The organism is Thiothrix nivea DSM 5205, from assembly GCF_000260135.1.
Taxonomy (GTDB): domain Bacteria; phylum Pseudomonadota; class Gammaproteobacteria; order Thiotrichales; family Thiotrichaceae; genus Thiothrix; species Thiothrix nivea.
The window spans coordinates 1,863,345-1,890,197 of sequence record NZ_JH651384.1 but is presented as its reverse complement, the minus strand read 5'-3'; the positions used below and the strand labels follow the sequence as shown (position 1 = coordinate 1,890,197).

General features: G+C 54.7%; 24 protein-coding genes. 17 read left to right on the top strand and 7 right to left on the bottom strand.

The window, feature by feature from the left end:
- The 5 genes from THINI_RS09420 to THINI_RS09400 all read left to right on the top strand — a co-directional run bounded on the left by THINI_RS09420 (position 1) and on the right by THINI_RS09400 (position 5,658).
- Positions 1-753: a hypothetical protein gene (locus THINI_RS09420; protein WP_002708367.1), complete on the top strand. Its 753-nt coding sequence runs from the start codon at positions 1-3 to the stop codon at positions 751-753.
- Positions 750-3,869: a DUF2309 domain-containing protein gene (locus tag THINI_RS09415; protein WP_002708366.1), complete on the top strand. Its 3,120-nt coding sequence runs from the start codon at positions 750-752 to the stop codon at positions 3,867-3,869. The genes THINI_RS09420 and THINI_RS09415 overlap by 4 nt, the downstream gene beginning before the upstream one ends.
- A complete protein-coding gene (locus tag THINI_RS09410; protein ID WP_002708365.1) occupies positions 3,866-4,198 on the top strand; it encodes a P-II family nitrogen regulator in 333 nt (110 codons plus the stop codon). Before THINI_RS09415 ends, THINI_RS09410 begins: the two co-directional genes overlap by 4 nt.
- Before the next feature lie 66 nt (positions 4,199-4,264).
- Positions 4,265-4,555 (top strand): helix-turn-helix domain-containing protein, encoded by a 291-nt coding sequence (locus THINI_RS09405; protein ID WP_002708364.1) that lies wholly within the window; start codon positions 4,265-4,267, stop codon positions 4,553-4,555.
- Positions 4,552-5,658, top strand: coding sequence for a type II toxin-antitoxin system HipA family toxin (locus tag THINI_RS09400; protein ID WP_050988025.1), 1,107 nt, complete (start codon positions 4,552-4,554; stop codon positions 5,656-5,658). Before THINI_RS09405 ends, THINI_RS09400 begins: the two co-directional genes overlap by 4 nt.
- Here the strand turns inward: THINI_RS09400 and tnpC are convergent.
- Complete coding sequence (gene tnpC, locus THINI_RS09395) at positions 5,589-7,085, bottom strand: IS66 family transposase (protein WP_002707503.1); 1,497 nt, start codon at positions 7,083-7,085, stop codon at positions 5,589-5,591. The two genes, THINI_RS09400 and tnpC, sit on opposite strands and share 70 nt — an antisense overlap.
- Before the next feature lie 69 nt (positions 7,086-7,154).
- Between tnpC and THINI_RS09390 the strand changes: the two genes are divergently transcribed.
- On the top strand, positions 7,155-7,385 hold the full coding sequence (locus THINI_RS09390) for a hypothetical protein (RefSeq protein ID WP_040839331.1): 231 nt from the start codon (positions 7,155-7,157) through the stop codon (positions 7,383-7,385).
- A 52-nt stretch (positions 7,386-7,437) separates the two neighbouring features.
- On the opposite strand, the gene THINI_RS09385 is transcribed toward THINI_RS09390, so the two are convergent.
- The 6 genes from THINI_RS09385 to THINI_RS25140 form a co-directional block, all read right to left on the bottom strand.
- Positions 7,438-10,458 (bottom strand): type I restriction endonuclease subunit R, encoded by a 3,021-nt coding sequence (locus THINI_RS09385; protein ID WP_002708363.1) that lies wholly within the window; start codon positions 10,456-10,458, stop codon positions 7,438-7,440.
- Complete coding sequence (locus THINI_RS09380) at positions 10,455-11,462, bottom strand: hypothetical protein (RefSeq protein ID WP_002708362.1); 1,008 nt, start codon at positions 11,460-11,462, stop codon at positions 10,455-10,457. Before THINI_RS09380 ends, THINI_RS09385 begins: the two co-directional genes overlap by 4 nt.
- Positions 11,459-12,796: a restriction endonuclease subunit S gene (locus THINI_RS09375; RefSeq protein WP_002708361.1), complete on the bottom strand. Its 1,338-nt coding sequence runs from the start codon at positions 12,794-12,796 to the stop codon at positions 11,459-11,461. The genes THINI_RS09380 and THINI_RS09375 overlap by 4 nt, the downstream gene beginning before the upstream one ends.
- Entirely contained in the window at positions 12,796-13,803 is a 1,008-nt protein-coding gene (locus tag THINI_RS09370) for a virulence RhuM family protein (protein WP_002708360.1), read from the bottom strand. The genes THINI_RS09375 and THINI_RS09370 overlap by 1 nt, the downstream gene beginning before the upstream one ends.
- 15 nt (positions 13,804-13,818) lie before the next feature.
- Complete coding sequence (locus THINI_RS09365; RefSeq protein ID WP_002708359.1) at positions 13,819-15,645, bottom strand: type I restriction-modification system subunit M; 1,827 nt, start codon at positions 15,643-15,645, stop codon at positions 13,819-13,821.
- A gap of 97 nt (positions 15,646-15,742) precedes the next feature.
- Positions 15,743-15,910 (bottom strand): hypothetical protein, encoded by a 168-nt coding sequence (locus THINI_RS25140; RefSeq protein WP_154724388.1) that lies wholly within the window; start codon positions 15,908-15,910, stop codon positions 15,743-15,745.
- A 182-nt stretch (positions 15,911-16,092) separates the two neighbouring features.
- Here THINI_RS25140 and THINI_RS09360 point away from each other — a divergent pair, with 182 nt between their 5' ends.
- The 11 genes from THINI_RS09360 (at position 16,093) to THINI_RS09310 (ending at position 26,650) form a co-directional block, all read left to right on the top strand.
- On the top strand, positions 16,093-17,169 hold the full coding sequence (locus THINI_RS09360; protein ID WP_002708358.1) for a 4Fe-4S dicluster domain-containing protein: 1,077 nt from the start codon (positions 16,093-16,095) through the stop codon (positions 17,167-17,169).
- Positions 17,166-17,999 (top strand): FAD/NAD(P)-binding protein, encoded by an 834-nt coding sequence (locus THINI_RS09355; RefSeq protein ID WP_002708357.1) that lies wholly within the window; start codon positions 17,166-17,168, stop codon positions 17,997-17,999. Before THINI_RS09360 ends, THINI_RS09355 begins: the two co-directional genes overlap by 4 nt.
- 1 nt (position 18,000) lies before the next feature.
- On the top strand, positions 18,001-18,672 hold the full coding sequence (locus THINI_RS09350) for an NADH-quinone oxidoreductase subunit B family protein (protein ID WP_002708356.1): 672 nt from the start codon (positions 18,001-18,003) through the stop codon (positions 18,670-18,672).
- Positions 18,656-19,954 carry a Ni/Fe hydrogenase subunit alpha gene (locus THINI_RS09345; RefSeq protein ID WP_002708355.1) on the top strand — a complete coding sequence of 433 codons (1,299 nt, stop codon included), beginning with the start codon at positions 18,656-18,658 and terminating at the stop codon, positions 19,952-19,954. Before THINI_RS09350 ends, THINI_RS09345 begins: the two co-directional genes overlap by 17 nt.
- Positions 19,947-20,360: a hydrogenase maturation protease gene (locus THINI_RS09340; protein WP_002708354.1), complete on the top strand. Its 414-nt coding sequence runs from the start codon at positions 19,947-19,949 to the stop codon at positions 20,358-20,360. The genes THINI_RS09345 and THINI_RS09340 overlap by 8 nt, the downstream gene beginning before the upstream one ends.
- 190 nt (positions 20,361-20,550) lie before the next feature.
- The gene (gene gloA / locus THINI_RS09335; RefSeq protein ID WP_002708353.1) at positions 20,551-20,946 is read left to right on the top strand and encodes a lactoylglutathione lyase; all 396 of its coding nucleotides are present in this window, start codon (positions 20,551-20,553) and stop codon (positions 20,944-20,946) included.
- A gap of 115 nt (positions 20,947-21,061) precedes the next feature.
- The gene (locus THINI_RS09330; protein ID WP_002708352.1) at positions 21,062-21,649 is read left to right on the top strand and encodes a superoxide dismutase; all 588 of its coding nucleotides are present in this window, start codon (positions 21,062-21,064) and stop codon (positions 21,647-21,649) included.
- A 131-nt stretch (positions 21,650-21,780) separates the two neighbouring features.
- Positions 21,781-23,064 carry a LuxR C-terminal-related transcriptional regulator gene (locus tag THINI_RS09325; RefSeq protein WP_002708351.1) on the top strand — a complete coding sequence of 428 codons (1,284 nt, stop codon included), beginning with the start codon at positions 21,781-21,783 and terminating at the stop codon, positions 23,062-23,064.
- Between the two features lie 31 nt (positions 23,065-23,095).
- Positions 23,096-25,024, top strand: a complete 1,929-nt coding sequence (locus tag THINI_RS09320) for an SEL1-like repeat protein (RefSeq protein WP_002708350.1) — start codon at positions 23,096-23,098, stop codon at positions 25,022-25,024.
- 205 nt (positions 25,025-25,229) lie between these two features.
- Positions 25,230-26,135, top strand: a complete 906-nt coding sequence (locus THINI_RS25970) for a glycine-rich domain-containing protein (RefSeq protein ID WP_002708349.1) — start codon at positions 25,230-25,232, stop codon at positions 26,133-26,135.
- 50 nt (positions 26,136-26,185) lie between these two features.
- A complete protein-coding gene (locus THINI_RS09310; protein WP_002708348.1) occupies positions 26,186-26,650 on the top strand; it encodes a hypothetical protein in 465 nt (154 codons plus the stop codon).
- The last annotated feature ends 203 nt before the right edge of the window (positions 26,651-26,853 follow it).

Sequence of the window (26,853 nt, the reverse complement as noted above, 5' to 3'; positions counted from 1 at the left end):
ATGTCTGTATTCACGTTATTGTTGATCGGTTTGTTCCTGCCGCTGTTTCCGCTCAGCATGGTGTTCAATTATTTGCTGGAACGGTTTAGTCACCCCTTGCTCAGGATCGGTTTGTTGTTGTGCTGGCCGCAAATGGGGGTGGCACTGTTCTTTCTGCTGGGTGAGGAACTGCCCGGCTGGGTACTGCTGTGGGCGGCACTGACAGCCTTGCTGTACGGCTTCCGCCTGATTACGCAGCGGGATGTGAACGGCTGGGTGGGCTTTCTGGCGACTTCAGCATGGAGTCTGTTGTGGTTTCCGCTATTGGCTAACGGAGAACAGGCATTACTGATGGCGGATGCGTTGGGTTTCAGTATTCCACTGACCTTGATTGCGCTGCTGGCGGTAGGGCTGGAACAGCGCTTCGGTGCAGCCTACACCCATTTGTACGGCGGGCTGGCCAGCATCATGCCACGTTTTTCCGGATTGCTGGTGTTCAGTACGTTGGCGGCTATCGCTACGCCGGTGTTCCCCACATTTTTCACCATGCTGCACATGTTGTTGCTGGCCAGCCCGTTCATCGCCGTGCTGATGTTGCTGACCTGGCTGAGCTGGAGCTGGGCGGGGGTGCGCCTGTTGCAAGGCTTGCTGGTCGGGCCTGAACAGCAGGCCGGGCAAGTCAGCGATTTGCAGTCGGGGCTGAGTTGGGCGTTTGCGCTGATTCTGGCGGTGCTGGCGCTGGCAGGCTTGCTGGTAACGGGAGGTTTAGCATGAACAACTTTCTGGGCATGAGCCTGAAAATCCGTTCCATGATTCACATGGCGGCGGAACCGATCCCGTTTTTCTGGCCGATGCGCACCTTCATTCACCACAACCCCCTGCACGGGCTGGAACACTTGCCTTTTCCCGAAGCGGTGGAACAAGGCAGCAAGCTGTTTCACGGGCGGGCTTATTTGCCGCGCAGCCTCTATCAGGCTTATCTGGACGAAGGCAAGGTAGACAGGAACGCGCTGGCGGCTGAAATCAGTGCATTTCTGGCCGGGCGGGAAAATACCACCGGGCTGGCATTACCGCGCTGGCTGCTGGCCTTGCTCACCGAAACCCGCCAGCCGGTTAGCCCCGCTGTCACCTTGCCGGATGCTGCCGACATCCACACCGTACTGACGGGTAAGGAGCCTGACGCGAACGCAGGCATTGATCTGAAGAAGCTGACAACCCGGCTGCGCCAGCGCCTGCTTGCAGACTGCCCGGTGTACGAAGCCGTCGATGCCTTGTACGGTACTCAGCTTGGCGAGGAGCTTGATACCCTGCTGATCAAAAGCTGCCTCGACTTTTTCGATGAAGGCCAGTCAGCGTGGGGAATGCCGGGGCGCGAACACGGTTTCTTCCAGGCATGGCGGGAATTGGCGTTGCACAATATTCCGCTGGTGCAACGTACCCGCCAGGTGCGCCGCATTCTGGGGGAAGCCGACACGCCGGAAGGTATTATTGCCTACGTGCTGGCACAGCTGGGTATTCCCGAAGCGCGTTGGATGGCCTATTTCACCCGCGAACTGGCGCGGCTGCACGGCTGGGTCGGTTTCATCCGCTGGCGTTCCAGCGCCAAGCGCTACCACTGGAACCAGAAATACCCCGGCGACCTGATCGACTTCATGGCGATCCGCCTGACGCTGGCGCTGGCTTTGCTCAATTCCGGCAAGCTACAACGCCGGTTGAATACCCGCACAGCGCTGGAAGCCATGATTACCGAACGCCCGCAGGAGACCTGGTTACGGCTGGAGCTGTACAGCGGGCAGATTCTGCCTGTGATGGCGAATACGGTGGAACGCGCCCTGCTGCGTAACAAGCCTGTCGACATTGCTGCTGTATTTACCACCTACACCCGGAAAAAACGCCAGCACGAAGCCCGCCAGCAAGCCGCACATTTGCAGGAACTGGCGCAACTGGCCGGTGATGACGACAAGCTGGCAACGATGGCGGTGGACGAAATACAAACCCTGCTCGACACCCTGTCGGCCTGTGAGCAGCGTGAAGGCATGATGTGGCTGCGTGCGATGGAAGCCAAAGCTATTACCCGGTTGCTGGATGGCGTGACCCTGCGCCCCTGTGCCACCACTAGCAAACGCCCGTTTGCACAGGCGCTGTTCTGCATCGATACCCGTTCCGAGCGCATCCGTCGCCATCTGGAAAGTGTCGGCGATTACCAGACCTTCGGCATCGCCGGATTCTTCGGCGTTCCGCTCAGTTTTATGGAACTGGGTAAGGGCAGCGAATTGCATCTATGCCCGGTCATCCTCACCCCGCAAAATCTGGTGCTGGAAATTGCCGCGACCGGCGTGCAGGACGACCCGGCCATGACTGCGCTGGAACATGCCGTGCATGAGCTGAAGGAATCCGTACTGACGCCATTCGTCACGGTGGAAGCCATCGGCCTGCTGTTCGGCTTCGACATGATCGGCAAGACCCTTGCCCCCAGGGGCTACCACAACTGGCGTAAGCGCCTGCACGCGGAACATCCGCATACCCACTTGCTGCTGGACAAACTCAGTCGTACCGAGGCTGATTCCATCGTGCGCACGGTACAACGGGCGGTTATCGTCAAGGCGATTGAGCAGGAATTTGGGCTGGCACCGGAAAAAGTCACCGATGCCGTTATCCGCGAACTCCGCGAAGCCGCCCTCGACCACCAGACCGATCTCGGCGAATGCCTGCAACATCTGGGTCTGGGCGAAGGCAAGTTGCGCACGTTTATCAAGCGTCTGCAAACCGATTACCGCATCAACGCCTCCTCCGCCCAGTGGCAACTGGAACGGCTGGGGCGGATCGGCTTCACCCTCGACGAGCAGACCAACTACGTCGGCACGGCACTGCGGGCAATTGGCCTGACGGAAAATTTCTCGCGCTTTGTCCTGCTGGTCGGGCACGGCAGCACCTCTGCCAACAACCCGTATGAATCCGCGCTGGATTGCGGCGCGTGTGGCGGCAATCACGGGCAGGTCAGCGGGCGCGTACTGGCGCAGATGGCCAACAAGCCGCAGGTACGCCGACGCTTGCATGAGCAGGGCATCGACATTCCCGATGACACCTGGTTCGTGCCTGCCCTGCACAACACTACCACCGACGAGGTGCAGTTGATTGATCTGGAGCTGGTGCCTTCTGCCCACCTGATGTATCTGGATCGGCTGCGCAAGGGCCTGACCGCCGCTTCCCGCCTGTGTGCGCAGGAACGCATACCGACGCTGGGGCTGGAATTTTACAGCAGCTGCGAACCGGCTTCTGCGTTTTCATGCGCCCAACGCAATGCGGTGGACTGGTCACAGGTACGCCCGGAATGGGGGCTGTCGCGCAACGCCTACTTCATCATCGGGCGGCGCGGGCTGACCAGCGACGCAACGCTGGACGGGCGTGCCTTTCTGCATTCCTACGATTACCGGGTTGACCCCAAACGGCGCTTGCTGGAAAACATCCTCACCGGCCCGCTGGTGGTGGGGCAGTGGATCAACATGGAACACTACTTTTCCACCGTCGATAACGACCGTTTCGGCAGCGGCAGCAAGGTCAACCATAACGTGGCGGGGCGCTTCGGCGTGATGACCGGCAATATCAGCGACCTGCGTACCGGCCTGCCCGCCCAGACCGTGCTCAAGAAAGGCAAGCCCTACCACGAGCCGGTACGCCTGGTCACCCTGATCGAAGCCCCGTTTGAACATGCGAGACAGGCGGTGGAGCGGGTCATTTCCGTCAAACGTCTGGTGAAAAACGCCTGGATCAGGCTGCTGGTTATCGACCCCGAAACCCACACCGTACACCTGTTCGAGGATGGCAGCTGGCAAACCCACCAACAGCTTTCCGCCCCCGAACCTGCCCTGTTAGAGGAAGCACTGGCATGAACGACATCACACTCAGTCCGCTGAAAAAGCTCGAAATTATCCTGGAAGGCGAATATCAGGAATTTGCCACCGACCTGCTCGACCATGCCGGAGTGAAGGGTTACACCATCATCAATAACCTTTCCGGCAAGGGGCGGCAGGGGTTTCACGAAGGCCATCTGATGTTCAACGAGGAAGACTTGTTGATCATGATCGTCGCTGCCGTTCCGCCGGAACTGGTGGAACCGATATTGGGTGGTTTCACCCCGTTTTTCAGTCGCCATTCCGGGGTGGTGTTTGTTTCCGACATACAGGTCATGCGGATGGTGAAATTCAAAGGCGGGGAATAGGCGAATTTATTTAAAAGGTAATATAATATCCTTTGTAAGAGAAAAATTTGCAATGGGGTTAATATATTGCCTATTACATTTCAAACGCCAGAATCGCTGCTGGCAACAGTTGCCGCGCAAGCCAGGGCGCAACGTCTGGCCGCCAACCTGACCCGGCGCACGCTGGCAGAAAAATCCGGTGTTGCCGAAGGTAGCATCAAGCGCTTTGAAACCAGCGGACAGATCAGTTTTCATAGCCTGCTGAAACTGGCGTTTGCGCTGGATTGCATGGATGCGTTCCAGCCCCTGTTCGCGGCAAAACCGCCGCAATCCATTGCCGAGTTGCAAGCCAGGCCACGCCAGCGGGGGAGCTTATGAAACACATCACCCGATTGCGCGTTCACAGCGCGGGAACAACGGTTGGTGAACTCGGTACGGATGCGCGTGGGCGGATTTATTTTCAGTACGCCTCCTCATGGCTCCAGTCCGGCTTTGACCTGTCGCCCGGCACCTTGCCTTTCCAAGCCGAACCTCAACTCTCCCCGCAACCGCAGGAGTTTGGCGGCGTGCATGGCGTGTTCCACGACTCCCTGCCGGATGGCTGGGGTCTGTTGCTGATGGATCGGGCATTCCGCCAGCAAACCGGCTGGCAGGCGCATGAAATCACCCCGCTGGATCGGCTCGCCTACATCGGCTCACGGGCAATGGGGGCGCTGGAATATGAACCGGAAATCCATAGCAGGGATGTCTCCGCCACGGTGGACATAGCGCGTTTGGCGCAATCCGCCGAACAATTGCTGCGTGGGGAAACGCCGGAAGTTTTACAGCAGTTGCAGGTACAAGGCGGTTCGCCGGGTGGCGCGCGCCCCAAGGTAACGGTCGCGCTGTCGGAACAGGCGGATGAATGCCTGTCGGGTTTCCAGCCTTTACCCGCAGGTTATACGCACTGGATGGTCAAGTTCCGGGCGCGGGAAGACCCAGCCGAAATGGGGCGCATCGAGCTGGCTTACGCCCGCATGGCGCAACTGGCTGGGCTGGAAATGCCGGAATGTCGTCTGCTGCGGGTCGGGCAAGGCGCTGCTGCCGACGAGTTTTTTGCCGTGTGTCGTTTTGACCGGGACGGCAACCAGCGGCATCACGTCATCAGCTTGTCGGGCTATATTTACGCCAGCCACCGTTTGCCGTGCATCAGTTACGAAACCGTCATCAACGCGACCCGGAACATCACCCGTAGTGTTAGGGAGGCGGAAAAAGCCTTCCGACTGATGCTGTTCAACGTCTTCGCCCACAACAAGGATGATCACGCCAAAAATTTTGCCTTCATCCGCCGGGAACACGGCTGGGAATTGTCACCGGCATTTGACCTCACGTTCAGCAGCGGCATCAACAACCAGCACACCACCGTAAGCGTTCACGCCATTTGTAGCGGTTTGCGGGTACAGACCTGCCCCAAGGGGAAGCGCACGGCGACCGGCTTATGAGCCAAGCCTTGGGAGCACACATAGCGCATCAGGGTTGCCATATCCATCCCCAATTGCCGGGCAGTCCCCAACACGGTCAGCACGGTTGGCCGGAACCTGTCCCCTTGTGCCGACTGGCTGGCAAAACTGGTCTTACGCCATTGCACGTAGGGGCGGATCACCCGTTCAGCGCGGTTATTGGTGAGGGGAATGCGTGTATCCTTGAGGAAAGTCCAGCACATGGCCTCATCTTTACGGAGATGTTTGCATTGGTTGCGGGTGCGTTTGCAGTTATCCAATGCTTCGCCCAGGCTGAGGGTGGCCTGGAAGCTGCGGCGCAGGCGCAGTATCCGCCGCCGGTAGCGTGCCGCCCCTTCGGGGTGCTGTTGCCAGCGGTGATGGGTGCGGACGGTGGCGCAGGCAATCAGCAGCAGGCGTTTGCCAACCATTCCCCCTCCGCCACAACGCCCGGCCATCTTGCGGAAGTGCCGGATCAGGTGTGCCCAGCACAGTTGCCGCCGTTCGGGCGGGACATTGCCGTAACCGCTGAAGTGGTCTGTCACCAGATAACCGGTAAAACTGCCCAACAAGGCATCGGCGGCAGCCTTGCCGCGTGAGTAATGGGTCATGAAGTACGTGACGGTGTTGTCCGCCAATGCCCATAACCAGTAGGTGTTCGTGCCACGGTAATGGCGGGTTTCATCGGCATGGCAGACCGCCTGCCCACGCACATGCTCACCGACCTGACGGTACAGCGGCCCCATCCACGGGATGGATTTGCCTTGCGCTTTGCTGATCGCCCCGGTGCTGAAGCGCACCTGCCAGACTTCCCACAACAGGAGCTGGGTTTGGCGCATCGACAGGCGAAACTGTCCGGCCAGCACCACAATCCAGGCAATCACACCCGCACCCATTTGCCCGCTGGGGACCCAGTCCGGCCACTGGCTGTGGTGTTGGTTGCCGCAGGATTGGCAGACACCGTGGTAAAACTGGTGCTCCGTCACCTCGGGTGGCGGCGGAGGGGCGATGTCCGTGACCTGATGGCGGTAAGGGTTTTCCCAGTCAACCGCCACTGCCCCACCACAGGCGCAGGTGCTTTCCGGGAAATACTGTTCAGTGCGGGTCACTTGTTCGGGGGGATATAACGCCCGTTCGTGGCGTGGATGGCCGGGTTGCCCGCCATGCGGGCGGCCACTCCCCTTGCGTTTTGGACGGGCTGCCCGTTGTTCCGGGCTGTCTGAGGACGGCGGTTTGGAGCTGTTGCGGGAACTGCTGCCCAGTTTGGCCACCAGTTCTTCGAGCTGTTTTTGCAGCGTTTCGACTTGCTGTTCCAACACCACTACCCGTGCCGCTTGCTTCTCCAACCCGGCTATCCGTTCCTGTTGGCGCACGATCAGCTGATGTGCTTCATCAAGGGTGGTCGGCAGTGGGTGGGCTAGGGCTGGCAAGGGGATAATGGCTCGTTATTGGGATGGGGTGAATTTACTATAAAATCGCTGCAATGCCTATCAGAGGGCGTGAACGCTTACCACACCACCGATATTGCAGGCAGCGGCAACCCGCAATTGAAAGACATCCGGCGGGTGGCGGAAAGCTGCGGAATCAAGGGCTGGCGGGACATGCTGGAGGAAGTGCGCTCAGCGACCCGGCAGTGGGGGCGGATTGCGGGGGAGGTGGGGATTGCATCGAGTGAGGAAAGCCGGAGGATTGGCAAAACGTTGGCTGAAATTGGGCAACACTTGCGCTGATGCCAACTTTCGTGCCCAGCGACAGCAACAAATAAACCCAAGTTGGGCATTGCTATGAGTCCCGCTCATTCAGTCGCCCATATATCTTTTTCATCATCAGTTCTTTCACCAAACCACCAAAGGACTGATCCTCAAGAATTTTCTCGAAAATCTCCTGATTCTGATCCATCCGTTCAATCAGTTTATCAATGAACAGTTCTTCAAAGGCGTATTTGAAAGTATCCAGCTTATTGACTCTTGCCTGTACTTTTAGCGTGGCATCCTGCATCAACTCCGTTTCAATTTGTTCAAAGAAAAGCCGGTCGGCCTCTTCAAATTCAGTGCCAAAACGCTCGTTTAATACGTCGATGATTTCTGACAGGGCAATCTTTTCATCTTTTGTGCATTTGATACCGGCTTCCGTCAGGCCGTCGAGTTCACCATCTTCACCCGTTATCAGGTCAATGGAACCCTCTTTGATCTTTTCCAGCCGGTAGTATTCCAAAGCCACTTCATCGCTCAGTTTCATGCTCTCGGCCAAATCACGCTTGGGCAGTTTGGTCAACAGCAGCTTGGCATAGGCGTAGAATTTCTCAAACTCAGGTTCACGGAAAGGCATGATTTGCGCCATAAAGGCGTATAGATTCGTCCAGGTTCGCAGGCTCTTTTTGAATTCATCCTGAGAATCTTCGCTATCAATGGCCTTGTAACGATCCACAGCCGGATCAATGTAGCTGTACAACTGTGCCTGTGTGCGGGGAGTCATTTGCGTGGTGGGGTCGAAATAAACCCGAGCCAGCACGTCTACTTCTGACATCAAATAAATCTGCTGCCCGTCGAGCTTGGCTTTCAGGTCATACAGGTGATTCGGTTCTGGTTCGTCGGTAACGGTGGTTAACTCGTAGTAAGGCTGGAATGAATCAAGAATGGTCTGCCGTTCATTAACGAAATCGAGAATAAACGTATCTTCCTTACCCGGTGCGGTACGATTCAGGCGTGACAAGGTTTGGACTGCTTTAACGCCCGATAATGGCTTGTCAACATACATGGTGTGCAACAAGGGCTGGTCGAAGCCAGTCTGGTACTTGTCCGCCACAATCAGGATTTTGTATTCATCGTCGGCAAATTTCTGCGGCAACTCTTTTTCACCAAACCCCGTCAGTTGGGGTTCAGTCACCCCCTCGGGGAAATTGTCATCCACTACCTTGCCAGAAAAAGCCACCAGTATCTTGATGTGCTGCCCGTAGCCTTTGAGCTTGATATAACGTTTGAACTCCTCGAAATAACGTTTGGCGTGCAGGCGTGAACCTGTCACCAACATGGCTTTGGCACGCCCGCCAATCTTAGCCGCAACAACCTGCCGGAAGTGTTCAATGATGATTTCCGTCTTTTGCGCCAGATTATGCGGGTGCAAGGATACAAAACGGCCTATCGCCTGCGCTGCCTTTTTCCTGTTGATTTTCGGGTCGTCTTCTATCGCTTTGCACAGTTTGAAATATAACTGATAGGTCGTGTAGTGCTGCAACACATCCAGAATGAAACCTTCTTCAATGGCTTGTCGCATCGAATAAAGATGGAAGGGTTGGGGCTTGCCTTCTACATCCTTGTATCCGAATACCGCCAACGTCTTGTATTTGGGGGTTGCGGTAAACGCAAAGAACGACAGGTTGGCTTGTCGCCCTCGTGCCGCCGCAGATTGGTCAATTTGCTCGATATAGTCGCTGACCATATCCTGCGAATCCATGACTTCTTCACCGTCACCTTCACCGTATTTGGGGTAAGGCTCCTGCACACTGGTAGCGTTATCGCCTAATACCTGTTTCATCTTTTTGCTGGCTTCGCCGCCTTGTGAGCTGTGCGCCTCATCAATGATCACCGCATAACGGCGATTAGCTAATCCGCCCACTTTGTCGATTACAAACGGGAATTTCTGCAAGGTGGTAATAATGATGTTTGCTCCGCCCTCAATGGCATCCGCCAACTGTTGCGAATCCTTGTCGATACGCTGCACGACACCGGATTTATGTTCAAACTGATAGATGGTGTTTTGTAACTGCGAATCCAGTACGCGCCGATCCGTGACCACAATCACGCTATCAAAAATACGTTGGTTAGCGTCGTTGTGCAGCCCGGATAAACGATAAGAGAGCCACGCAATCGAGTTGCTTTTGCCCGAACCCGCTGAATGCTGCACCAGATAGTTATGCCCCGCCCCGTTGGTTTGCGCATGGTGGGTAATTTTGCGTACTGCATCCAATTGGTGGAAGCGCGGGAATATCAGTTTTTCCTTTTTGCGGGTATAGCCCTCAAATTCAAATTCTTCCACTTGCAGGTGAATGAAACGCCCGATAATTTCCAGCCAGCTATCCTTGGCCAGAATGTCGCGCCACAGGTAATCACTGCGATAACCTGCCGGATTGGGTGGGTTGCCTGCGCCGTTGTTGTGACCTTTATTGAAAGGCAGCCAATATGTCCTGTCACCGTCAATGCGTGTCGCCATGTAGACTTCTTCGTCATCTACCGCGAAATGCACCAGGGCGCGCTTTTTGAAAGCGAACAGTAGTTCCCGATGATCGCGGGAGGTGGCGTACTGACGTTTGGCGTGTGTGATGTTTTGCCCGGTAAAACGGTTTTTAAGTTCCAGCGTTGCCACGGGCAAGCCATTCAGTGACAGCACCAAATCCACCGAGTTCTTGTTTTTCTTGCTGTAGTAGACCTGTCGTGTCACTTTGAGCTGGTTCTGTTCGTACATTGCAAGCGTATCGGGATTTAAGCCTGATTCGGGTTTGAAAAAGGCCATTTTGAAGCGCACGCCATAATCGACAAAACCATTGCGGATCACATCCAGCGCACCGCGCAAATCCATTTCCTTGTAAAGTCTTGCGATGATGCGATTGGAAATATCCTCACCGTGAATGGCGGACAGTCTGTCCCATTGTTTGGCTTGAGTGGTTTGCAAAAACTGCAATACCTCGGCCTTGAACATACCCAGTTCCGCACTGAATTCGCTGGCATCCCCTGCGATATAACCACCAGACTCCAGCAGGCTTGCGACAATCGCAGTTTCAAAGGTGTTTTCTGAGGTGATGTTCATACAGTCACTTCCTCTGCTGCGTCCTGCTGCTGCCGTTCCATGAACTGTCGATAGGCTACTTCTTTCAGAATATTTTTAATTCTATATCTATCTCTCTCTGAAATTGCATCATTAACAACGCCATTGGGATAGCATTCCCTGACAAAATCAATATGAACACCGTAAACTGTTTCATCTGTCATGCAAATTTTGTCTGGCAAATCCATATCCATAACCTCAAACGTATCTGGGTTCAGATAGCGTACGGGTGGCTTGGTGACTTGATTGTACTTTCGACCTTGGAAATATGGTGGTGAATCACTTGAAGGCCAAGCAATGCCAAAGAACTCAGTACGCCCCGATTTGTAGACTTTGGCAATTTGTAAACTACCGCCAACCTCCCGAATAGTGGTATCCAATGCTACTTTACGTAAAAGCTTTAATGGCTCCATATCCAACTTTGAATCAAGTTTATCCTCATCAAATAGCAGTTGCTTAAATTGCTTTTTCGCCTCGGCGCTAAAATCCTCTTGTTTGGCATCACCTACAAATGTATAAAATCTTGTCTTGGAGTTATCATCTGTGACTTCAGTGAAAAGAAAACCCTCTACTTCTTTGGAATAAAATAACTCCCACACACGAAAAATACCTCGTTGCCAATCCCACCCTCCAAAAATAAAACGTGCCCCGCTGCGTAACTCATGTATGTCTTCTGAGTCAACTTCTTTTACGATTTTCTGAATCAACTCACTAAACAGCTCAGCAATATGCTTAAGCACTTCTTCAATGTTGGTAGACGGCGAGTCTAGGTACTTATCAAATGTTATAGAGGAAACGAGGTTTAGTACCAATGGATAAGCTCGCAAAGTGCTGCCCGCAAAGCTTAGCAAGCAGTCTTTACGTGGTAGCTCAAACAGCTTGATGCCATGATCCCACCTTTCCCCACCAGTTAATGTGCTATCGGTAGCAAAGACAAGTTCTTCTGTATCATTAGCTTGACGAATCCACGCAGCACATAAAGTCATTGAGCTACCTCTTTGCTCTCCAGATCAGGAACCTTCACTTTACCAGTTACCACCTCAGAAATCAGTGCAGTCCGGTACTCTTTTTGTAGTTCAATGATGCGTCTAGTTTTACTGATTTTTCTATCAAGGCGAGCAACTTCGGCTTCGATGTATTTGACGATGGCTATTTGTTCGTTTAGATCGAGTGAAACTAATGGAAAGTCAGAAATGAAATCTGTTGGAACGCGCTTTTGACCAGCAGCTCCAGTCATGAAGGCTTCTCCAACCTTCATAAATACTTCTGACTTGGTAATATAGTAAAGAAACTTTCCATTAATAACGGCAGATGGGCGAAGCACATGAAACTCTGTGGAGCCGAAACCGATATCTGTCTCCAAGCTATCTAATAGTGCTCCTTTACCATTTTCAAAACATGGGGTTATTTTTGCAACTATCACATCATTTTTTCGGAAAAAGGTAAATCCACTGAATAGCTCGACTATTGGTTTCTTAATGCTGCAATCAATTCTGCCATCTTCACTAACTTTATCCATCGAAAGAAAAACAACTTCATCACTAGATGCTTTATCAATATTATCTTTAACCGGGTTAACCAAAACAGTATACTTCAGCTTTTTAACTTCCCACCCCTTCGGAATCTCACCCAACCACTCAACGCCACTGTCCACAAGTTCCACATCAGGATCAATGCCTCTAGTAACAGCATGATTGATAATCGCAGCCTTTTCTTCTTCGTACAGTTCAAGTAAACGCTCTTTTTGGCTGATTAGTGCATCAATTTCTACCGTCTTAATGTCGAGGTATTCGGCGATGGCCGTTTGTTCGATTTCTGAAAGAAGAGGAATTGATATTCCACCAACCATTTCCAAATTCAGGCCATCTCTTTTTCCTTCTCCTGCCAGTGCTCTGATATGCAGATAATTACTTTGAAGATAATAAAGCAAAAACTTAGCATTGATGTCTGGCTTTGGCTGAATAACAGAAAGAGATTGATTGCAAGTTGTCCTAAAGGTGACAAGTGCCGACATACCTTTTGTTTTGCCTTGCCCAGCTAAGGCCATTACCACACTATTTTTTTCTATCCATTTCGCGCTAGAATTTTTAAATCCATCTTCCGTAATAAATGCCGAAGGCTCTGTGATAATAGACTGATTAACTGAGCCTGAGTTTAACCAAGGTATGTTTCCATTATACCAGTATTCCGGGCGATTCTTGTCAGGGGTTCCACCAGAAAAAATTGTTGATTTCCATTTTAACGAAGCCATTCCCCATTCAGCAGGAATTTCGCCGATCCATTCAATGCCGCTGTCTTTGTATTGTTCGTAACGTTCCATCAGTGTTCCCGCTTGAGTTGTTCTTCCAGTTGCTGGAGTTCCTGTAAATCATCGGCGTCTGCTTGCCTGGCTGCTTGGGCTTTGCGCTGCTGGTCGAACTGCTGGTAAATTTCGCGGACTTTCTTTTCCATTTGTTCGTTGCTGACCTTGCCCTTGTGGGTCAGGATGGGTTGATCATTGAAGGTTAACAGTTTGTCGACATTTTCCTGCCAGAAACGCATGGTCAAATCATTGCGGTTTTTGGCGCGGAGTTCTGCCGTTTCCAGGAAGATCACGACAAGGCGATTTAGCGTGTCGATCTCATCCTCTGTCAGGTAGTTTTTGGCGATAACAATATCCTGCTTACGCACCACCGCCCCTTTCCATGAGGTCAAGGCCATATTGGGCTGGCTGGCATCCGCCCGCGCCACAATAATCTCAGCTGCCGTTTTCAGGGTAACGGCATACAGCAATTTGTTCTGCGTCTCGGCAAAGAACATCTGTGTTTGCTTGTCTGAGGGGTCGTAGTCGCTGCTCAAGGCAAACAGGTCACGCACTTTCTGGTAAAAACGCTTTTCTGAAGCGCGAATATCACGGATGCGCTCCAGCAATTCATCAAAATAATCCGGTCTGCCATCCGGGTTCTTCAGGCGCTCGTCATCCATGACAAAGCCCTTGATCATGTACTCCTTCAGGTGCCGGTTTGCCCAGATACGGAACTGCGTACCGCGTTTGCTGCGCACCCGGAAACCAATCGCCAGTATCATTTCCAGCGAGTAGTAGGTGATGTCGTATTGTTTGCCATCGGCGGCAGTTGTAAAGTAATTTTTTACAACTGAAATTTCAGATAACTCATTTTCCTTCAATATGTTAGCAATATGCTTGCCGATATTTTGCTTAGAGGTGGCAAAAAGCTCCGCCAACTGGTTCTGGTTCATCCACACCATGCCATCCTGCGCATAAAGCTTGACGCTGGCCTTGCCATCAACCGTGTTGTAGATAATGAAGTCTGCTTGTTCCTTGTCCATTGGTACGCCCTCCATTTATTCCAGCACCTTCTTTTCCAGTTCCAGGCTGCTTTCCTCCAGCGCCAGGATTTCAGCCCTGATCTCCGCCAGTGAGCGCAGCGGTTTGAACTCGTAGAAGTATTTGGTGAAATTGATCTCGTAGCCGATTTTGGTCTTGCTTTCGTCAATCCAGGCATCGGGCAGGTGAGGTTTCACTTCACGCCCGAAATATTCCTCAATGGTTTGCGGGATCAACTGGTTGTGCTTGCCTTTCTGCAAAAACGGAATGTTCTCGTAGTCACGCAAGCTGGTGTCGGCTTTGGGGGAACCATCGCGTCCAGTAACGATATTCCCGTCATCATCTTTTTGTGGCTGTTCGACTGTTACCCGCCAATAACCAAAGAATGCATTGGGCAGGATTTTGACAAATTCGTTTTCGGTGAAATCACCGTACAGCTTGGTGATAAAGCCGATACCTTTGGTCTCACCGTTTTCGGGTATCTGCTTGCGCTTGTTGCCCAACGAGCGCGGCATCTTTTCCCAGAAACGATTGAAATCCCGTTCCCCGACCTTGATCAAATCCTCATCCTTGCTGCCCGTGGCATTGATGAGCTGCACCAAACCTTTGCGCTCAGGGTCTTTATGATTGTTCAGAACCCAGATATAGGTGGAAATACCCGTGTTATAAAATAGCTGATCCGGCAAAGCGATAATCGCCTCCAACCAATCATTTTCAATAATCCACTGGCGGATATTGCTTTCACCACTTCCCGCCTGCCCGGTAAACAGTGGGGAACCATTAAAAACAATACCAATGCGGCTACCACCGACCTGTTCCGGGTCTCTGGGTGGCGTTTTCATCTTGGCAATCATGTGTTGCAAGAACAGCAAGGAACCGTCATTGATACGCGGCAAACCAGCGCCAAAACGCCCGGCATAACCTTGATCCGTGTGTTCGTTGGTTATGATCTTTTGGGCTTTTTTCCAGTCCACCCCAAACGGCGGATTGGAGAGCATGTAATCAAATTTCTCATCCCGCAAACCATCGACCGTAAAGGTATTGCCGAATTTGATATTGGTCGGGTTTTGCCCTTTGATCAGCATATCGGATTTGCAGATGGCGTAGGATTCCGGGTTGATTTCCTGCCCGAACACCTCCAGTTTGGCGCCAGAATTAAAATCCTTAAGATGTTGCTCACCAATCGACAGCATCCCCCCTGTCCCACAAGCCGGGTCGTAGAGGGTTTTGACAATACCGGGCTGGGTCAGAGACTCGCTATCAGCATCAAACAGAATATTAACCATCAACTTAATGACTTCACGCGGGGTAAAATGCTCCCCGGCAGTCTCGTTGGACTGCTCTGCAAACCGCCGGATCAGGTCTTCAAACACGTAGCCCATCTGCATGGAATCCATGTCTGCCAGATTAATGTCGGCAAATTTCTTGACCACCTGAAACAGGATGTCCGCCTTGGGGTCATCCATACGTTCAATTTGGTCATCGAAGTTGAAATACTCAATGATTTCCCTGGCTGAAGCGGAATAACCATTGATGTGGTTACGCAGGTTAGCCGCCACATGATTGGGGTCGGCAATGATTCTGGCAAAATCAAACTGGCTACGGTTGTGGAAATTCACCCCGGCAATTTTGTTTAAGGTCAGGTCTTTGGCGCTATCCGAGAGCTTTGCTACTTTCGGCAGGTAGTCGAGTACTTTTTGCTTGCTGGGAGCCAGCACACAATCAATGCGGCGCAAGACGGTCATGGGCAAAATCACCTTGCCATAATCGGACTGCTTATAGTCGCCGCGTAACAGGTCTGCCACTTCCCAAATCAGATTGGCTTTGTCTTTGAAATTCGTCATTGATTCTCCGGGGTAAAATTTTCCATGTGACACTGTTTGGCATGTCGATATTGTCATCACCATGTCTGTCTATGGGCAACACAATATCCATTGTACTTCAAACGCCGGACAGACTGCCGACACACACCCGTGAATTCAGGCAATACCGCGCATAGCGCAACTCCCCCACCTTGTGCAGTACCCCCAGTTGTACCAGTTCCTGTAAGTCGCGGGTAGCGGTGGCGCGGGAGGCTTTGGTCAGGCTGATGTAATTCTTCGCGCTCAAGCCGCCGTGGAAACCGCCAACCCCTTCCGCGAACAGGCGAGCCAGCGCGCTCAGGGTTATAGAAAAGCCCTGTAACGCTCAGAGCCATACTGTTGCGCGTGCCTGTGTTGATGTATGGCAATGACAAGAGCCGAGGCAGGGACTAAACTAAAAATGGTTACAAGCAATGGAGCAAGATTACCATGCACCATTTTCTTGCGAGGGCAGATTTCCCCGCCATGCTGGAAACACTGGCAGCGGCGGGCTTTACCTGCATCGGCCCGCAGGTACGTCAAGGTTCCATTGTGTTCGACCAGCTGCACGAGGTGGCGCAACTACCGCAGGGCTGGCAGGATGAACAGCAACCCGGCAGTTACCGCCTGCATCAAACCGGTTCCCCTTACTGGTTCGATTGGGCGAACGGTGCGTCCGCCATCAAGCCGTACACTTTCGCGCCGCAGGAAAGTCTGTGGAAAGCGGTGCGCGACGAATCCGGCAGGCTGCATTTCAAGACCATCCTGCCCAAGCCGCAGAAAACCGCCATCCTCGGCGTGCGTGCCTGCGACCTGGCGGCGCTGGCGATTCAGGATCAGCATTTCCTGCACGGAACCTACCCCGACCCGTATTACCAGCAGCGGCGTGAAAACCTGCTGCTGATCGGCGTTAACTGCACCCATGCGGCTGCCACCTGTTTCTGTGTTTCGACTGGCGACGGGCCGGATATTCTCGATGGCTACGACCTGCTGCTAAGCGAAACGGCTGAGGGTTTTGTGCTGCAAACCGGCTCTGAACAAGGCCAGCAGATAGCCGACCAGTTACCGCTGGCCCAAGCCACCCAGGAGCAGTTACTGACTGCACAGGAACGGATGCAGCCCGCCCGCCAGCAACAACGTTCCCTGCCCGACAAGCCGCCACTGTATGACAAACTCCAGCACACACACTGGCAGGAAGTCGGCGCGCGCTGTCTGGCTTGCGGCAACTGCACCAGCGTTTGCCCGACCTGTTTCTGCCATCAGGAAGTGGAACATCCTGCACTGGACGGAACAGGCAGCACCCATGAACGGCTGTGGAATTCCTGTTTCGACCCCAATCACAGCTACATCCATGGCGGTGCAGTGCGGCGCAGCCATGCGGATTACTACCGGCAATGGCTGACCCACAAGCTGGCAGGCTGGCATGAACAATTCGGGCGTAGCGGTTGCACTGGCTGCGGACGTTGCATTACCTGGTGTCCGGTTGGCATCGACCTGACGGAAGAAGTAGGGAGTTTGACCACATGAACAACGCTTACCTCCCGCACGAAGCTGAAATCGTCGAACGTATCCAGGAAGCGCCGGACATTTTCACCCTGCGCCTGCAATTCACCGACCCGTACCAGCAAGCCAGCTACAGCTTCGCGCCGGGGCAGTTCAACATGCTCTACCTGCATGGTGTAGGCGAAGTGCCGATTTCCATCGTCTCCGACCCGGATAATGCCAACCTGTACGACCATACCATCCGCGTGGTTGGGCGCGTTACCCGCGCGATGGCAACGTTGCAGGCAGGCGACTTCATCGGCGTGCGCGGCCCCTACGGGCGCGGCTGGCCGATGGCGGAAGCGGAAGGCCGTGACGTGCTGCTGATTACCGGCGGGCTGGGCTGCGCCCCGGTGGTGTCGGTGATCAATTTCATGCAACAACGCCGTGACCGTTTCGCCCGCCTGATCATCATGCAGGGGGTGAAACACGCCAACGACCTGATCTGGCGCGAACAGTACGAAGGCTGGGCGCAATTGCCCAATACGCAAATCCTGCTGGCGGCGAATGAAACCACGCCACACTGGGCATTCGACAAGGGTTTCGTCACCGATTTGCTGGACAAGGCGATATTTGAACCGGACAACGCCATCGCCATGCTGTGCGGCCCGGAAATCATGATGCAGGTCGCCAGCCAGCGCCTGCTGGAGCACCAGGTGGCGGCGGACGATATCTGGCTGAGCATGGAGCGCAATATGCACTGCGCGGTCGGCCATTGCGGGCACTGCCAGTTCGGCGGGCAATTCATCTGCAAGGATGGCCCGGTGTTTCCACTGCCCGCCATTAGCCGCCTGTTAGGGGTGAAGGGGTTCTGACATGGCAATGAACAACACCAAACCGACGGTCGCCGTACACAAATTTTCCTCCTGCGATGGCTGCCAACTGGCCTTCCTCAATGCCGGGGAAGCGCTGCTGCAATTGGCGGAACGGGTCGAGATACTGCATTTCGCCGAAGCCGGTATGTTGAATGAAGATGTGCAAGTCGACATCGCCTTCGTTGAAGGCAGCGTTAACACCCATCACGACGAAGAACGCATCCGGCAAGTCCGCGCCAACAGCCGTTACCTGATTACCATCGGCGCGTGCGCCACGGCGGGCGGGGTGCAGGCGTTGCGTAACATCCACGACAACGGCGGCTGGCATCAGGCCATTTACGCCCACCCCGAATACCTCGACAGCCTCTCCACAGCCACCACCATCGCCAAACACGTGAAAGTCGACCTGGAGCTGTGGGGCTGCCCGGTCAATACCCAACAGGTCATGCAGGCGGTCGCCACCCTGTTGCACGGCGCAACCCCGGCAGCCAGCCGTGAAAGCGTGTGTGCCGAATGCAAGCGGCGCGGTAACGTCTGCGTGGTGGTAACGCAAGGCCAGCATTGTCTCGGCCCACATACCCACGCCGGTTGCAATGCCATCTGCCCGCACATGGGGCGTGGCTGCTACGGCTGTTATGGCCCGCAAGGAGTGATCTATGCAGGAGCAGCGTAAAGTCAGCGTGCGCGTCCCGGTGCTGGCGCGCGTGGAAGGCGAAGGCGCGCTGGAACTCGACATCGACAACGGCACGATTACCAACCTCAAGTTCAGCATTTTCGAGCCGCCACGCCTGTTTGAGAAACTACTGGAAGGCCGCGACTTTCAGGAAGTGCCGGACATTACCGCCCGTATCTGCGGCATCTGCCCGGTCGCCTACCAGATGAGCGCAGTACATGCGGCGGAAATGGCGTTCGGCGTGCAGATTACGCCGTGGGCAAGGGCTTTGCGCCGCCTGCTGTATTGCGGGGAATGGATACAGAGCCATGCGCTGCACATCCACTTGCTGGCCGCGCCCGATTTCCTCGGCTTTGACAATGCGCTGGCGATGGCGAAAACTTTCCCGCATGTGGTCAGCCGTGGCCTGAAACTGCAAGGTTTGGGCAACCGTATCATGCGCGTGGTTGGTGGGCGTTCGGTGCATCCGGTCAATGCCTGCGTGGGCGGTTTCTACTCCGCCCCAGCGCTGGATGAGATGCGGGCGCTGCAAGCTGAGCTGGAAGCGGCGCGGGCAGACGCCTATGAATTGGTGCGCTGGGTGGTCAACCTGCCGATGCCCGATGACCAGCAGGATTTCGTTTCCGTCGCCCTGCATCACCCTGACGAATACCCGTTCAATGAGGGGCGCATCATTTCCGATAACGGGTTGGATATTGGTATCGGGGAATATGAACAGCATTTCAATGAGTTCCAAATGCCGTATTCCACTGCTTTGCACGCGCATTTGCACGGCAAACCCTATCTGGTGGGGCCGTTGGCGCGGGTGAATTTGTTGCGTGAGCAATTGCCAGCGCAGTTGTTGGAATTGCTGGCAGGCAGCCCGGTGCAGTTCCCCAGCCTCAATATGTTCCACAGCATGGCGGCGCGGGCGCTGGAGATTGCTTACAGCATGGATGAGGCCATCCGTTTGTTGGCGGAATATTCTCTGCCTGACCAGCCGCATGTACCCGTCAACACCCGCGAGGCTGTCGGCTTTGGTTGTACCGAAGCACCGCGTGGGCTGCTCTGGCATCGCTACGCTTTCAATGCTGACGGCACGGTGAAAAACGCGCGGATCGTGCCACCAACTAGCCAGAACCAGGCGCGCATGGAGCAGGATTTACACCAGTCCCTGCACGCCTTCGGGCTGGACAACAGCGATGAAGCGCTGAAGCTGCGGGCAGAACAGGTGATCCGCAATTACGACCCGTGCATTTCCTGCGCCACGCATTTTTTGCGGCTGAAGGTGAATCGTGGCTAATCCTCCTCCTCCCTCCGCCAAAACTGCCATTATCGGCATCGGCTCACCGTTTGAGGATGACATTGCGGGCTGGAGCGCCGTCGATGTGTTGGCGGAAGAAAGCTGGGTAAAAACGCGGCTGGAGGCCGGTACGCTGGTGCTGCACAAGCTTGACCGCCCCGGCCTGGAATTGCTCGAATACATGCGCGGCCATGAGCATGTGATCCTGATCGACGCGGTGGTTTCCGTCAAACATTCGCCGGGCATGATCCTCAAGCTCAAGCCGGAGGAGCTGGAACAGATGCAAGCGCCGGTTTCTTCCCATGGCATTGGCGTGGCGGAAGCGTTGGCGATGGGGAAGGTGCTGGGCACTTTGCCCCAACGGCTGGAGGTATGGGGTGTGGTGATTGCCGGGCTAGCCAGCTAGTCGGGCTTTGAACTTTTCGCGGAACTTGCGCACTTTAGTGCTGGTCACCACCTGGCAATACCCTGTACCGGTGTTCAGGTTGTCATAGCCCTGATGGTAATCTTCCGCCTTGTAGACGTATGATTGATTTTAGATGCGCCCGCCAATAGATGCGGGCAGAATAGCTGAATACCACCACAGGAGTTTCACCATGCGAATCCTTCACACCATGCTGCGCGTCGGCGATCTGGAACGCTCAATCGAGTTCTACACCCATGTGTTGGGCATGAAACTGTTGCGGCGTAAGGATTACCCGGCGGGTGAGTTCACCCTTGCCTTCATCGGTTATGGCGACGAAAGCGACCACACGGTGCTGGAGCTGACCTATAACTGGGGCGTGGACAAGTACGAGTTGGGCACGGCTTTCGGCCATATTGCTTTGGAAGTGCCGGACGTGTACGCAGCCTGCGAAAACATGCGGGCGGCGGGCGGCAAGATTATCCGCGCAGCCGGGCCGATGAATGCCGGTACTACTATCATCGCCTTCCTCGAAGACCCGGATGGCTACCAGATCGAACTGATCGGCGCGGATCACAAGCGCTTCTGAAACAATATGACAATTCAGCAATCAAACACGGGCTTATTGCACATTTTGTTGAAAATGGCCTATCTTACGCCCTGTCCATAAATCTGAAGACCAACTACCAGAGGAGTAACGACCCATGGCTCACACGCTACCCGACCTGCCTTACGCAAAAGACGCACTTGCCCCACACATGTCCGCCGAAACGCTGGAATTCCACCACGATAAGCACCATAACGCTTATGTCACCAACCTGAACAACCTGATCCCAGGCACGCAATTTGAAAGCATGGGTCTGGAAGACATCGTGAAATCCGCGCCTGCCGGTGGTGTTTACAACAACGCAGCCCAGGTCTGGAACCACACATTCTTCTGGAACTGCATGAAACCCAATGGCGGCGGAGAGCCTTCCGGCGCACTGGCTGACGCCATTAACGCCAAGTGGGGTTCTTTCGACGAATTCAAGAAAGCTTTCACTGCATCCGCTGTCGGCAACTTTGGTTCCGGCTGGACCTGGTTGGTGAAAAAGGCTGATGGTTCCGTCGACATCGTGAACATGGGCGCGGCAGGCACGCCGCTGACCACTGGCGACACCGCGCTGCTGTGCGTGGATGTGTGGGAACACGCTTACTATATCGATTACCGCAACCTGCGCCCCAAGTTTGTTGAGACCTTCATCAACAATCTGGCGAACTGGGATTTCGCGGCGGCCAACTACGCAGCGTAAAGCGCACGCTTTCCAGCCATAGCGAAAAAGCCGGGTACGCCCCGGCTTTTTTGTGTCCGTTCCAGGGGTGCGGATAGACCGCCGGATAGTCTAGAATCCTGACGGATGGATAATTTCAGCAGGAGTGGAATATGGGTAAGCGTCGTGCCCTGCAATCCGGAGTGTTGGTGCTGGCGGCTGTTATGGGCGGCTTGCCTGCAAGCTTTGTGTCCGCTGGGGAACCGCTGGTGTTTGGCTACAACCCGGATAGTAGCCCGGTCAGTTCCACTGAAATCATCCGTAACGAAAAAACCGGGGAGATTCTGGGGTATTGCGGTCTATTAGCTGAATTTCTACGCGGGAAGGATTATCAGCTGGAACCGCGTGAATTGCATTTTGAGGAGCGTTTCGTTCCTTTCGCGGAAAAACTGGCGGGGAAACCCGGCATCCAGTGCGGCCCGGACTCCATCACCCGGCAGCGGGTGGAAATTTTACATACACTGGGGAATGGATCTGGCGCTGATTTTTCCACGCCATTCGCGCTGACTTCCACCAAATTGCTGATTCGGCGCGACAAACTGGAGCGGCTCTACACTCAGCCCGGCAAGCTACGGATCGGTTTGCTGGAAGACCCCACGCAACCTATCGCGATTACCACTTCCCTGATCAGAAGCGTTTACCCGATGGCTCATGTGCTCAGGCAAACAAACCGCGCCGAGGCGATCAGGCATTTATTGCTACCTGCTGACCAGCAAGAGGCGATTGACGCTTATGCCAGCGATGAAATCATTCTGGCGGATATGCTGGCGAATGATATTAAACTGGACAAGCAGGCGGATTATGTGATTGCACCGGCTCTGCACGGCTATTCCCGCGAAGAATACGCCGTGGTGGTGTACAACTCCCCCGAATTGCTGAAGGTGGTGAATGGCTGGGTGGTTTCAGACCAGGGCAAAGCGGCTGCCGCAGCCCTGGTCGTGCCGGAGGATAGCTTTATTCGTGCCCTGCGCTGGATCGTGAGGGATGATCATTTGCCTGCCGTGCGCTTGTTCGGCAGCATCTTGTCCGCCTTGCTGGCGTTGCTGATCATGCTGCGGGTGTGGTGGCGCTGGCGTAGCCTGACCAAGAAACCAGCTTTGTCGGTTGCAGGTTTTCTGCCTAACCGGCCTCCCGTAGCGTCTGCGCCGGTTGTAGCGGATGTGGATGGGGAAGAACCAGAATCTGCCAATCCGGACGCCACCAGCTTACTGACCCCCAGACAGCTGGAAGTCGCCCGTCTGTGGGCAGATGGTGACCCGGCTGGCGTGATTGCCCGCAAGCTGGACATTGCATCGCAGCGCACGGTCGAAGCGCATATCCGCGCCATTTACCAGCGCACCGAAACCAACAGCAAGGTCGCCCTGTTCAAGTATTTGCAGGAGCGGAGCTTGTTATAAGCATGAGTTTACTCAGGAGCCATTGACATCGATGGATAGCGAATCGCATAAAAATGCCATCGCAACAGCCGCCAGCGCTGGTGATGCCGCCGCCCAACACCAGCTGGGGTTGCAATACTTTCTGGGCGCAGGCGTGGAGCGGGACTACGCGCAGGCGCTGCAATGGTTCGACCAAGCTGTACTCCGGGGGGTAAACCAAGCCCTGTATGGGTTGCTGCAAATACCGTTGCAATGGTTCAGGAACGCCGCCGTCCAGGGGAATCCCACTGCTCAGTATTACCTGGGCATGATGTATTGCCACGGCGAACATGTGCTGGATGGCTACCCGCTGGTTGGGCTGCATGTGCAGGGAATCGTGCATCAGGGTGAATGCGTGGAGCAGGACTACGCGCAGGCGCTGGAGTGGTTCCACAAGGCTGTCGCCCAGGGGGATGGCCGTGCCCAACTGGCACTGGGTTGGATGTACGCCGAGGGCAAAGGCGTTGCCAAGGACGTTGAGCAGGCACAGCAGTGTTATGCCGAAGCCGCTGCCAAAGGGTTCATTTCTCCAGGGCAACCAGCGCCGCCCCAGCCTGCCTGCCAGACTGATTATGGCTATGAGTCGTTCAGCTTGGGGGAGGCGTATTTTTATGGCGATGGCGTGCAACAGGATTATACGCAAGCTCTGCACTGGTTCGAGCAGGCAGCAGCTCAGGGTTGTAGCGAGGCCATGGATAAGCTGGCGGAGATGTATCGTGAGGGCCAGGGTGTTGGGCAAGACTATCTCCAGGTGCTCCACTGGCGTTACGAAGCGGCGGAGCAATGGGCTAGTAACCCTCTCCACGTCGTGCTGCGGGAGCTGAGGCTGCCTCTGCAATGGTATGTTGATGCGGCGCAGCAAGGGCATTCGGTAGCCCAATATATTCTTGGCTTGATGTATCAGTATGGTGTCAGTGTTAGTTGGGATGATGGTGGTCAGGCCGGGAGCCTCCGTGCAATCGAAGATGAGGAGCAAGCACTGGAATGGTTTTTGAAAGCGGCTGCCCAAGGTCATGCCGATGCGCAGTATGAAACGGGCTGGATGTATTGTGATGGCTTAGGCGGGGTCGATCAGGACTTCACACAGGCGCTACATTGGCTCGAAAAAGCGGCTGCCCAAGGGCGTAGCGATAAAGATGAGTTGACGAAACTCAGGGCTGTCCAACCTGTAGAGGAACTTGCTCGAACAGGCGATGCGACTGGCCAGTACAGCATGGGGATGATTTTACGTCAGGGTTATTTGGATGATGGTTATGTTGCCGACAACGAACAAACGCTGGCATGGTTCGATAAAGCGGCTGCCCAGGGTCATGCCAAGGCTCAGTACAATATGGGCATGTTTCAATATGGTGCAAGTTATCTCCAGCGTGACATTGGTGTGGCGCGGCAATGGTTTGGCAAAGCCGCTGTCGGGGGAAGCGCTGCCGCCCAGGACATGCTGAACTGGTTTGCTGCCGCTGAGCAGATTCAGCAGGATGCACAAGCTGGGAAAGCGGCTGCCCAGAGCCAGCTGGGCTTCATGTATTTACAGGGTCGCTACGTGGAGCAGGATCATGCACAGGCGCTGGCATGGTTCCACAAGGCTGCCGCCCAGGGCGATGCTGCCGCCTACTTTGGCTTGGGCGAAATGTGTGTGGTGACTGACAGGCAACAGGCGCTGGCATGGTTCAGCAAGGCTGCCAAATACGGGTATCTCAAGGTCTTTGGCAAGTTGGGGGAATTGTACCGCTCGGACAGAACCTACGCCGAAGCCTTGCAGTGGTACAGGAAAGCCGCTGCCCAAGGGGATGCTGACGCCATGCTGGCTTTGGGCTGGATGTATACCTGGGGCGAAGGCGTACCGCAAGACAAGGAACTGGCGATGCGCTGGTTTGAAAGGGCTGCTGAACGTGGACACAAGGAAGCTCAGGCCATCTGCCGGAACCGCCGTGCCATCACCTGATAAGGCGTATCGGCTTTAACCCCATTCTGTATTTGTTGACGTAATCCAAGATAAGCGCATTGCGGGAAATACGTAGCCAGCCCAGTATTTTTCCCTATTACTTAGGTTTTTATTTTCATGCGCTTAGGTAATGATCCCGATAGTCCTGCGCCAGTGGTAAGGGTAAAACAGGTGATGTGTCCCTTGCCAACCACGGAGGTTTATCATGAATACTACACTGCCTGCCGCATTGCAGATCCGCCTGGAATGGGCGGATTTATATCAGCGCCTGCAAGCCTTCCAGGTGCACACCTACGAAGATGTGCCGCTGGCCTTTCTGGGCAAGCTGGCGCGCATGAATGGCTGGTCTGCCGCTTATGCACAACGGGTGTTCCGCGAATACCAACGCTACCTGTTCCTGACACAGGCGGCGGGGCATTTTGTGTGCCCGTGTGAAGCGGTTGACCAGACCTGGCATTTCCACCTGATTTACACCGAATCCTACTGGCAGGATTTGTGCGGGACGGTGCTGGGCAAACCGCTGCACCACATCCCTTCGCGCGGTGGTCTGGAGGAAAGCAATGCCTTTCACCGCAGCTATGCGCAAACCCTCGCCAGTTATCAGCGCTGGTTTGGGGAAGTGCCGCCTGCCGACATCTGGGAAACGCCCGGCGAACGGCTGCGCGATACCCCGCATTTGCGTCTGGTGAATACCCGTACCCACTGGCTGCTGCCCCGTCCGCCAGCAGTTTGGGCATGGTTGCGCCAGCGCTGGCTGACCGGGGCAGGCATCAGCGTGGGGTTGGCGGTAACGGATGTGGCGCAGGCCAGCACCGATAGCCAGTCAGGTGATAATGTATTGATATTACTGTTACTAGGGGTGGGGGTGTTGGTCGTTTACGCCATCGTCAACAGGGGCAAGTGCCCTGCCTGCAAGCAGCGCAAGGTCTTCCATTCAACCGGCATCCGTAATGACAAGCATCAGGTTGAACACCGTTGCAGCGCTTGCGGCCACACGGCCTGGGTTACCGCTTCTTCTGGCAATAATGGTGGTGGTTGCGGAGGAGGTGATGGGGGATTCGGAGGGGGCGATGGCGGTTGTGGCGGCAGTGGCGGTAGCGGCGGTGGTTAGTTTTTCTCGCCTATCAGGATTGGATGTTTGGATTGCTGGAGGTTATCAAGATGAAATCACTGGAAATTTTGTTGGGAAGCTTGTTGCTGCTACTGGTTATGGGTGTGGATGTGGCGGCAATCAAAGCGCTGTTTCCCGAGAGTAACGTGACGGTGTTGCTGGTCAGCCTGCTACTGGGGCTGGAGTGCCTGTTCATGCTGAGTTATCACTACCACGCCTTGCGCAAGCCTGTTGTTGTATCCACGCTCATCCGTTGGAACAAAAGGTTTCAAGCCTTTTTTCTGGTGCTGACGCTTTGCAGTGTGGGCGTATTTGCAGTTGATAGCTTGGGCTTGCTGGATGATTACCGGCCTGTCATGCAATTGACATTCTGGGTGCTGTTCGCCGGGCTGGTCATGCTGGGGGCGGGGTTGGCGTTGTATGCGTTGCTGGATGAGCCGGAGTCTGCTGCAATGCAAGGGGATGATACCGCCGCCGAGCCTGCCATCCAGTATGGCAAGGCGGGTTATTCATGAGCTGGCTGCAGCGCAAAACTTCTTTATCCTCCCTTGATGTGGGGAGGATAAAGAGGTTGCGGAAAATTTAGACTAGACTCCTGAGTGTAATTTGCCTTGTGCATGGGAGTGATCAGTGAGTAAACAGTTGGGAATCAAAACAGTTATAGCTGGCATTGCGGTATCGGTGACGATGTTGGCGGCCATGCCCGAAGGAAGGGCGG

Coding starts and splice junctions, on each gene's coding strand:
- THINI_RS09355 (WP_002708357.1), top strand. CDS start 17,166: ATGAACAACGCTTACCTCCCGCACGAAGCTGAAATCGTCGAACGTATC.
- THINI_RS09350 (WP_002708356.1), top strand. CDS start 18,001: ATGGCAATGAACAACACCAAACCGACGGTCGCCGTACACAAATTTTCC.
- THINI_RS25970 (WP_002708349.1), top strand. CDS start 25,230: ATGAATACTACACTGCCTGCCGCATTGCAGATCCGCCTGGAATGGGCG.
- THINI_RS09320 (WP_002708350.1), top strand. CDS start 23,096: ATGGATAGCGAATCGCATAAAAATGCCATCGCAACAGCCGCCAGCGCT.
- THINI_RS09410 (WP_002708365.1), top strand. CDS start 3,866: ATGAACGACATCACACTCAGTCCGCTGAAAAAGCTCGAAATTATCCTG.
- THINI_RS09380 (WP_002708362.1), bottom strand. CDS start 11,462: ATGACTTTATGTGCTGCGTGGATTCGTCAAGCTAATGATACAGAAGAA.
- THINI_RS09415 (WP_002708366.1), top strand. CDS start 750: ATGAACAACTTTCTGGGCATGAGCCTGAAAATCCGTTCCATGATTCAC.
- THINI_RS09330 (WP_002708352.1), top strand. CDS start 21,062: ATGGCTCACACGCTACCCGACCTGCCTTACGCAAAAGACGCACTTGCC.
- THINI_RS09385 (WP_002708363.1), bottom strand. CDS start 10,458: ATGAACATCACCTCAGAAAACACCTTTGAAACTGCGATTGTCGCAAGC.
- THINI_RS09420 (WP_002708367.1), top strand. CDS start 1: ATGTCTGTATTCACGTTATTGTTGATCGGTTTGTTCCTGCCGCTGTTT.
- THINI_RS09400 (WP_050988025.1), top strand. CDS start 4,552: ATGAAACACATCACCCGATTGCGCGTTCACAGCGCGGGAACAACGGTT.
- THINI_RS09345 (WP_002708355.1), top strand. CDS start 18,656: ATGCAGGAGCAGCGTAAAGTCAGCGTGCGCGTCCCGGTGCTGGCGCGC.
- THINI_RS09360 (WP_002708358.1), top strand. CDS start 16,093: ATGCACCATTTTCTTGCGAGGGCAGATTTCCCCGCCATGCTGGAAACA.
- THINI_RS09370 (WP_002708360.1), bottom strand. CDS start 13,803: ATGGACAAGGAACAAGCAGACTTCATTATCTACAACACGGTTGATGGC.
- THINI_RS09365 (WP_002708359.1), bottom strand. CDS start 15,645: ATGACGAATTTCAAAGACAAAGCCAATCTGATTTGGGAAGTGGCAGAC.
- THINI_RS09375 (WP_002708361.1), bottom strand. CDS start 12,796: ATGGAACGTTACGAACAATACAAAGACAGCGGCATTGAATGGATCGGC.
- gloA (WP_002708353.1), top strand. CDS start 20,551: ATGCGAATCCTTCACACCATGCTGCGCGTCGGCGATCTGGAACGCTCA.
- THINI_RS09325 (WP_002708351.1), top strand. CDS start 21,781: ATGGGTAAGCGTCGTGCCCTGCAATCCGGAGTGTTGGTGCTGGCGGCT.
- THINI_RS09310 (WP_002708348.1), top strand. CDS start 26,186: ATGAAATCACTGGAAATTTTGTTGGGAAGCTTGTTGCTGCTACTGGTT.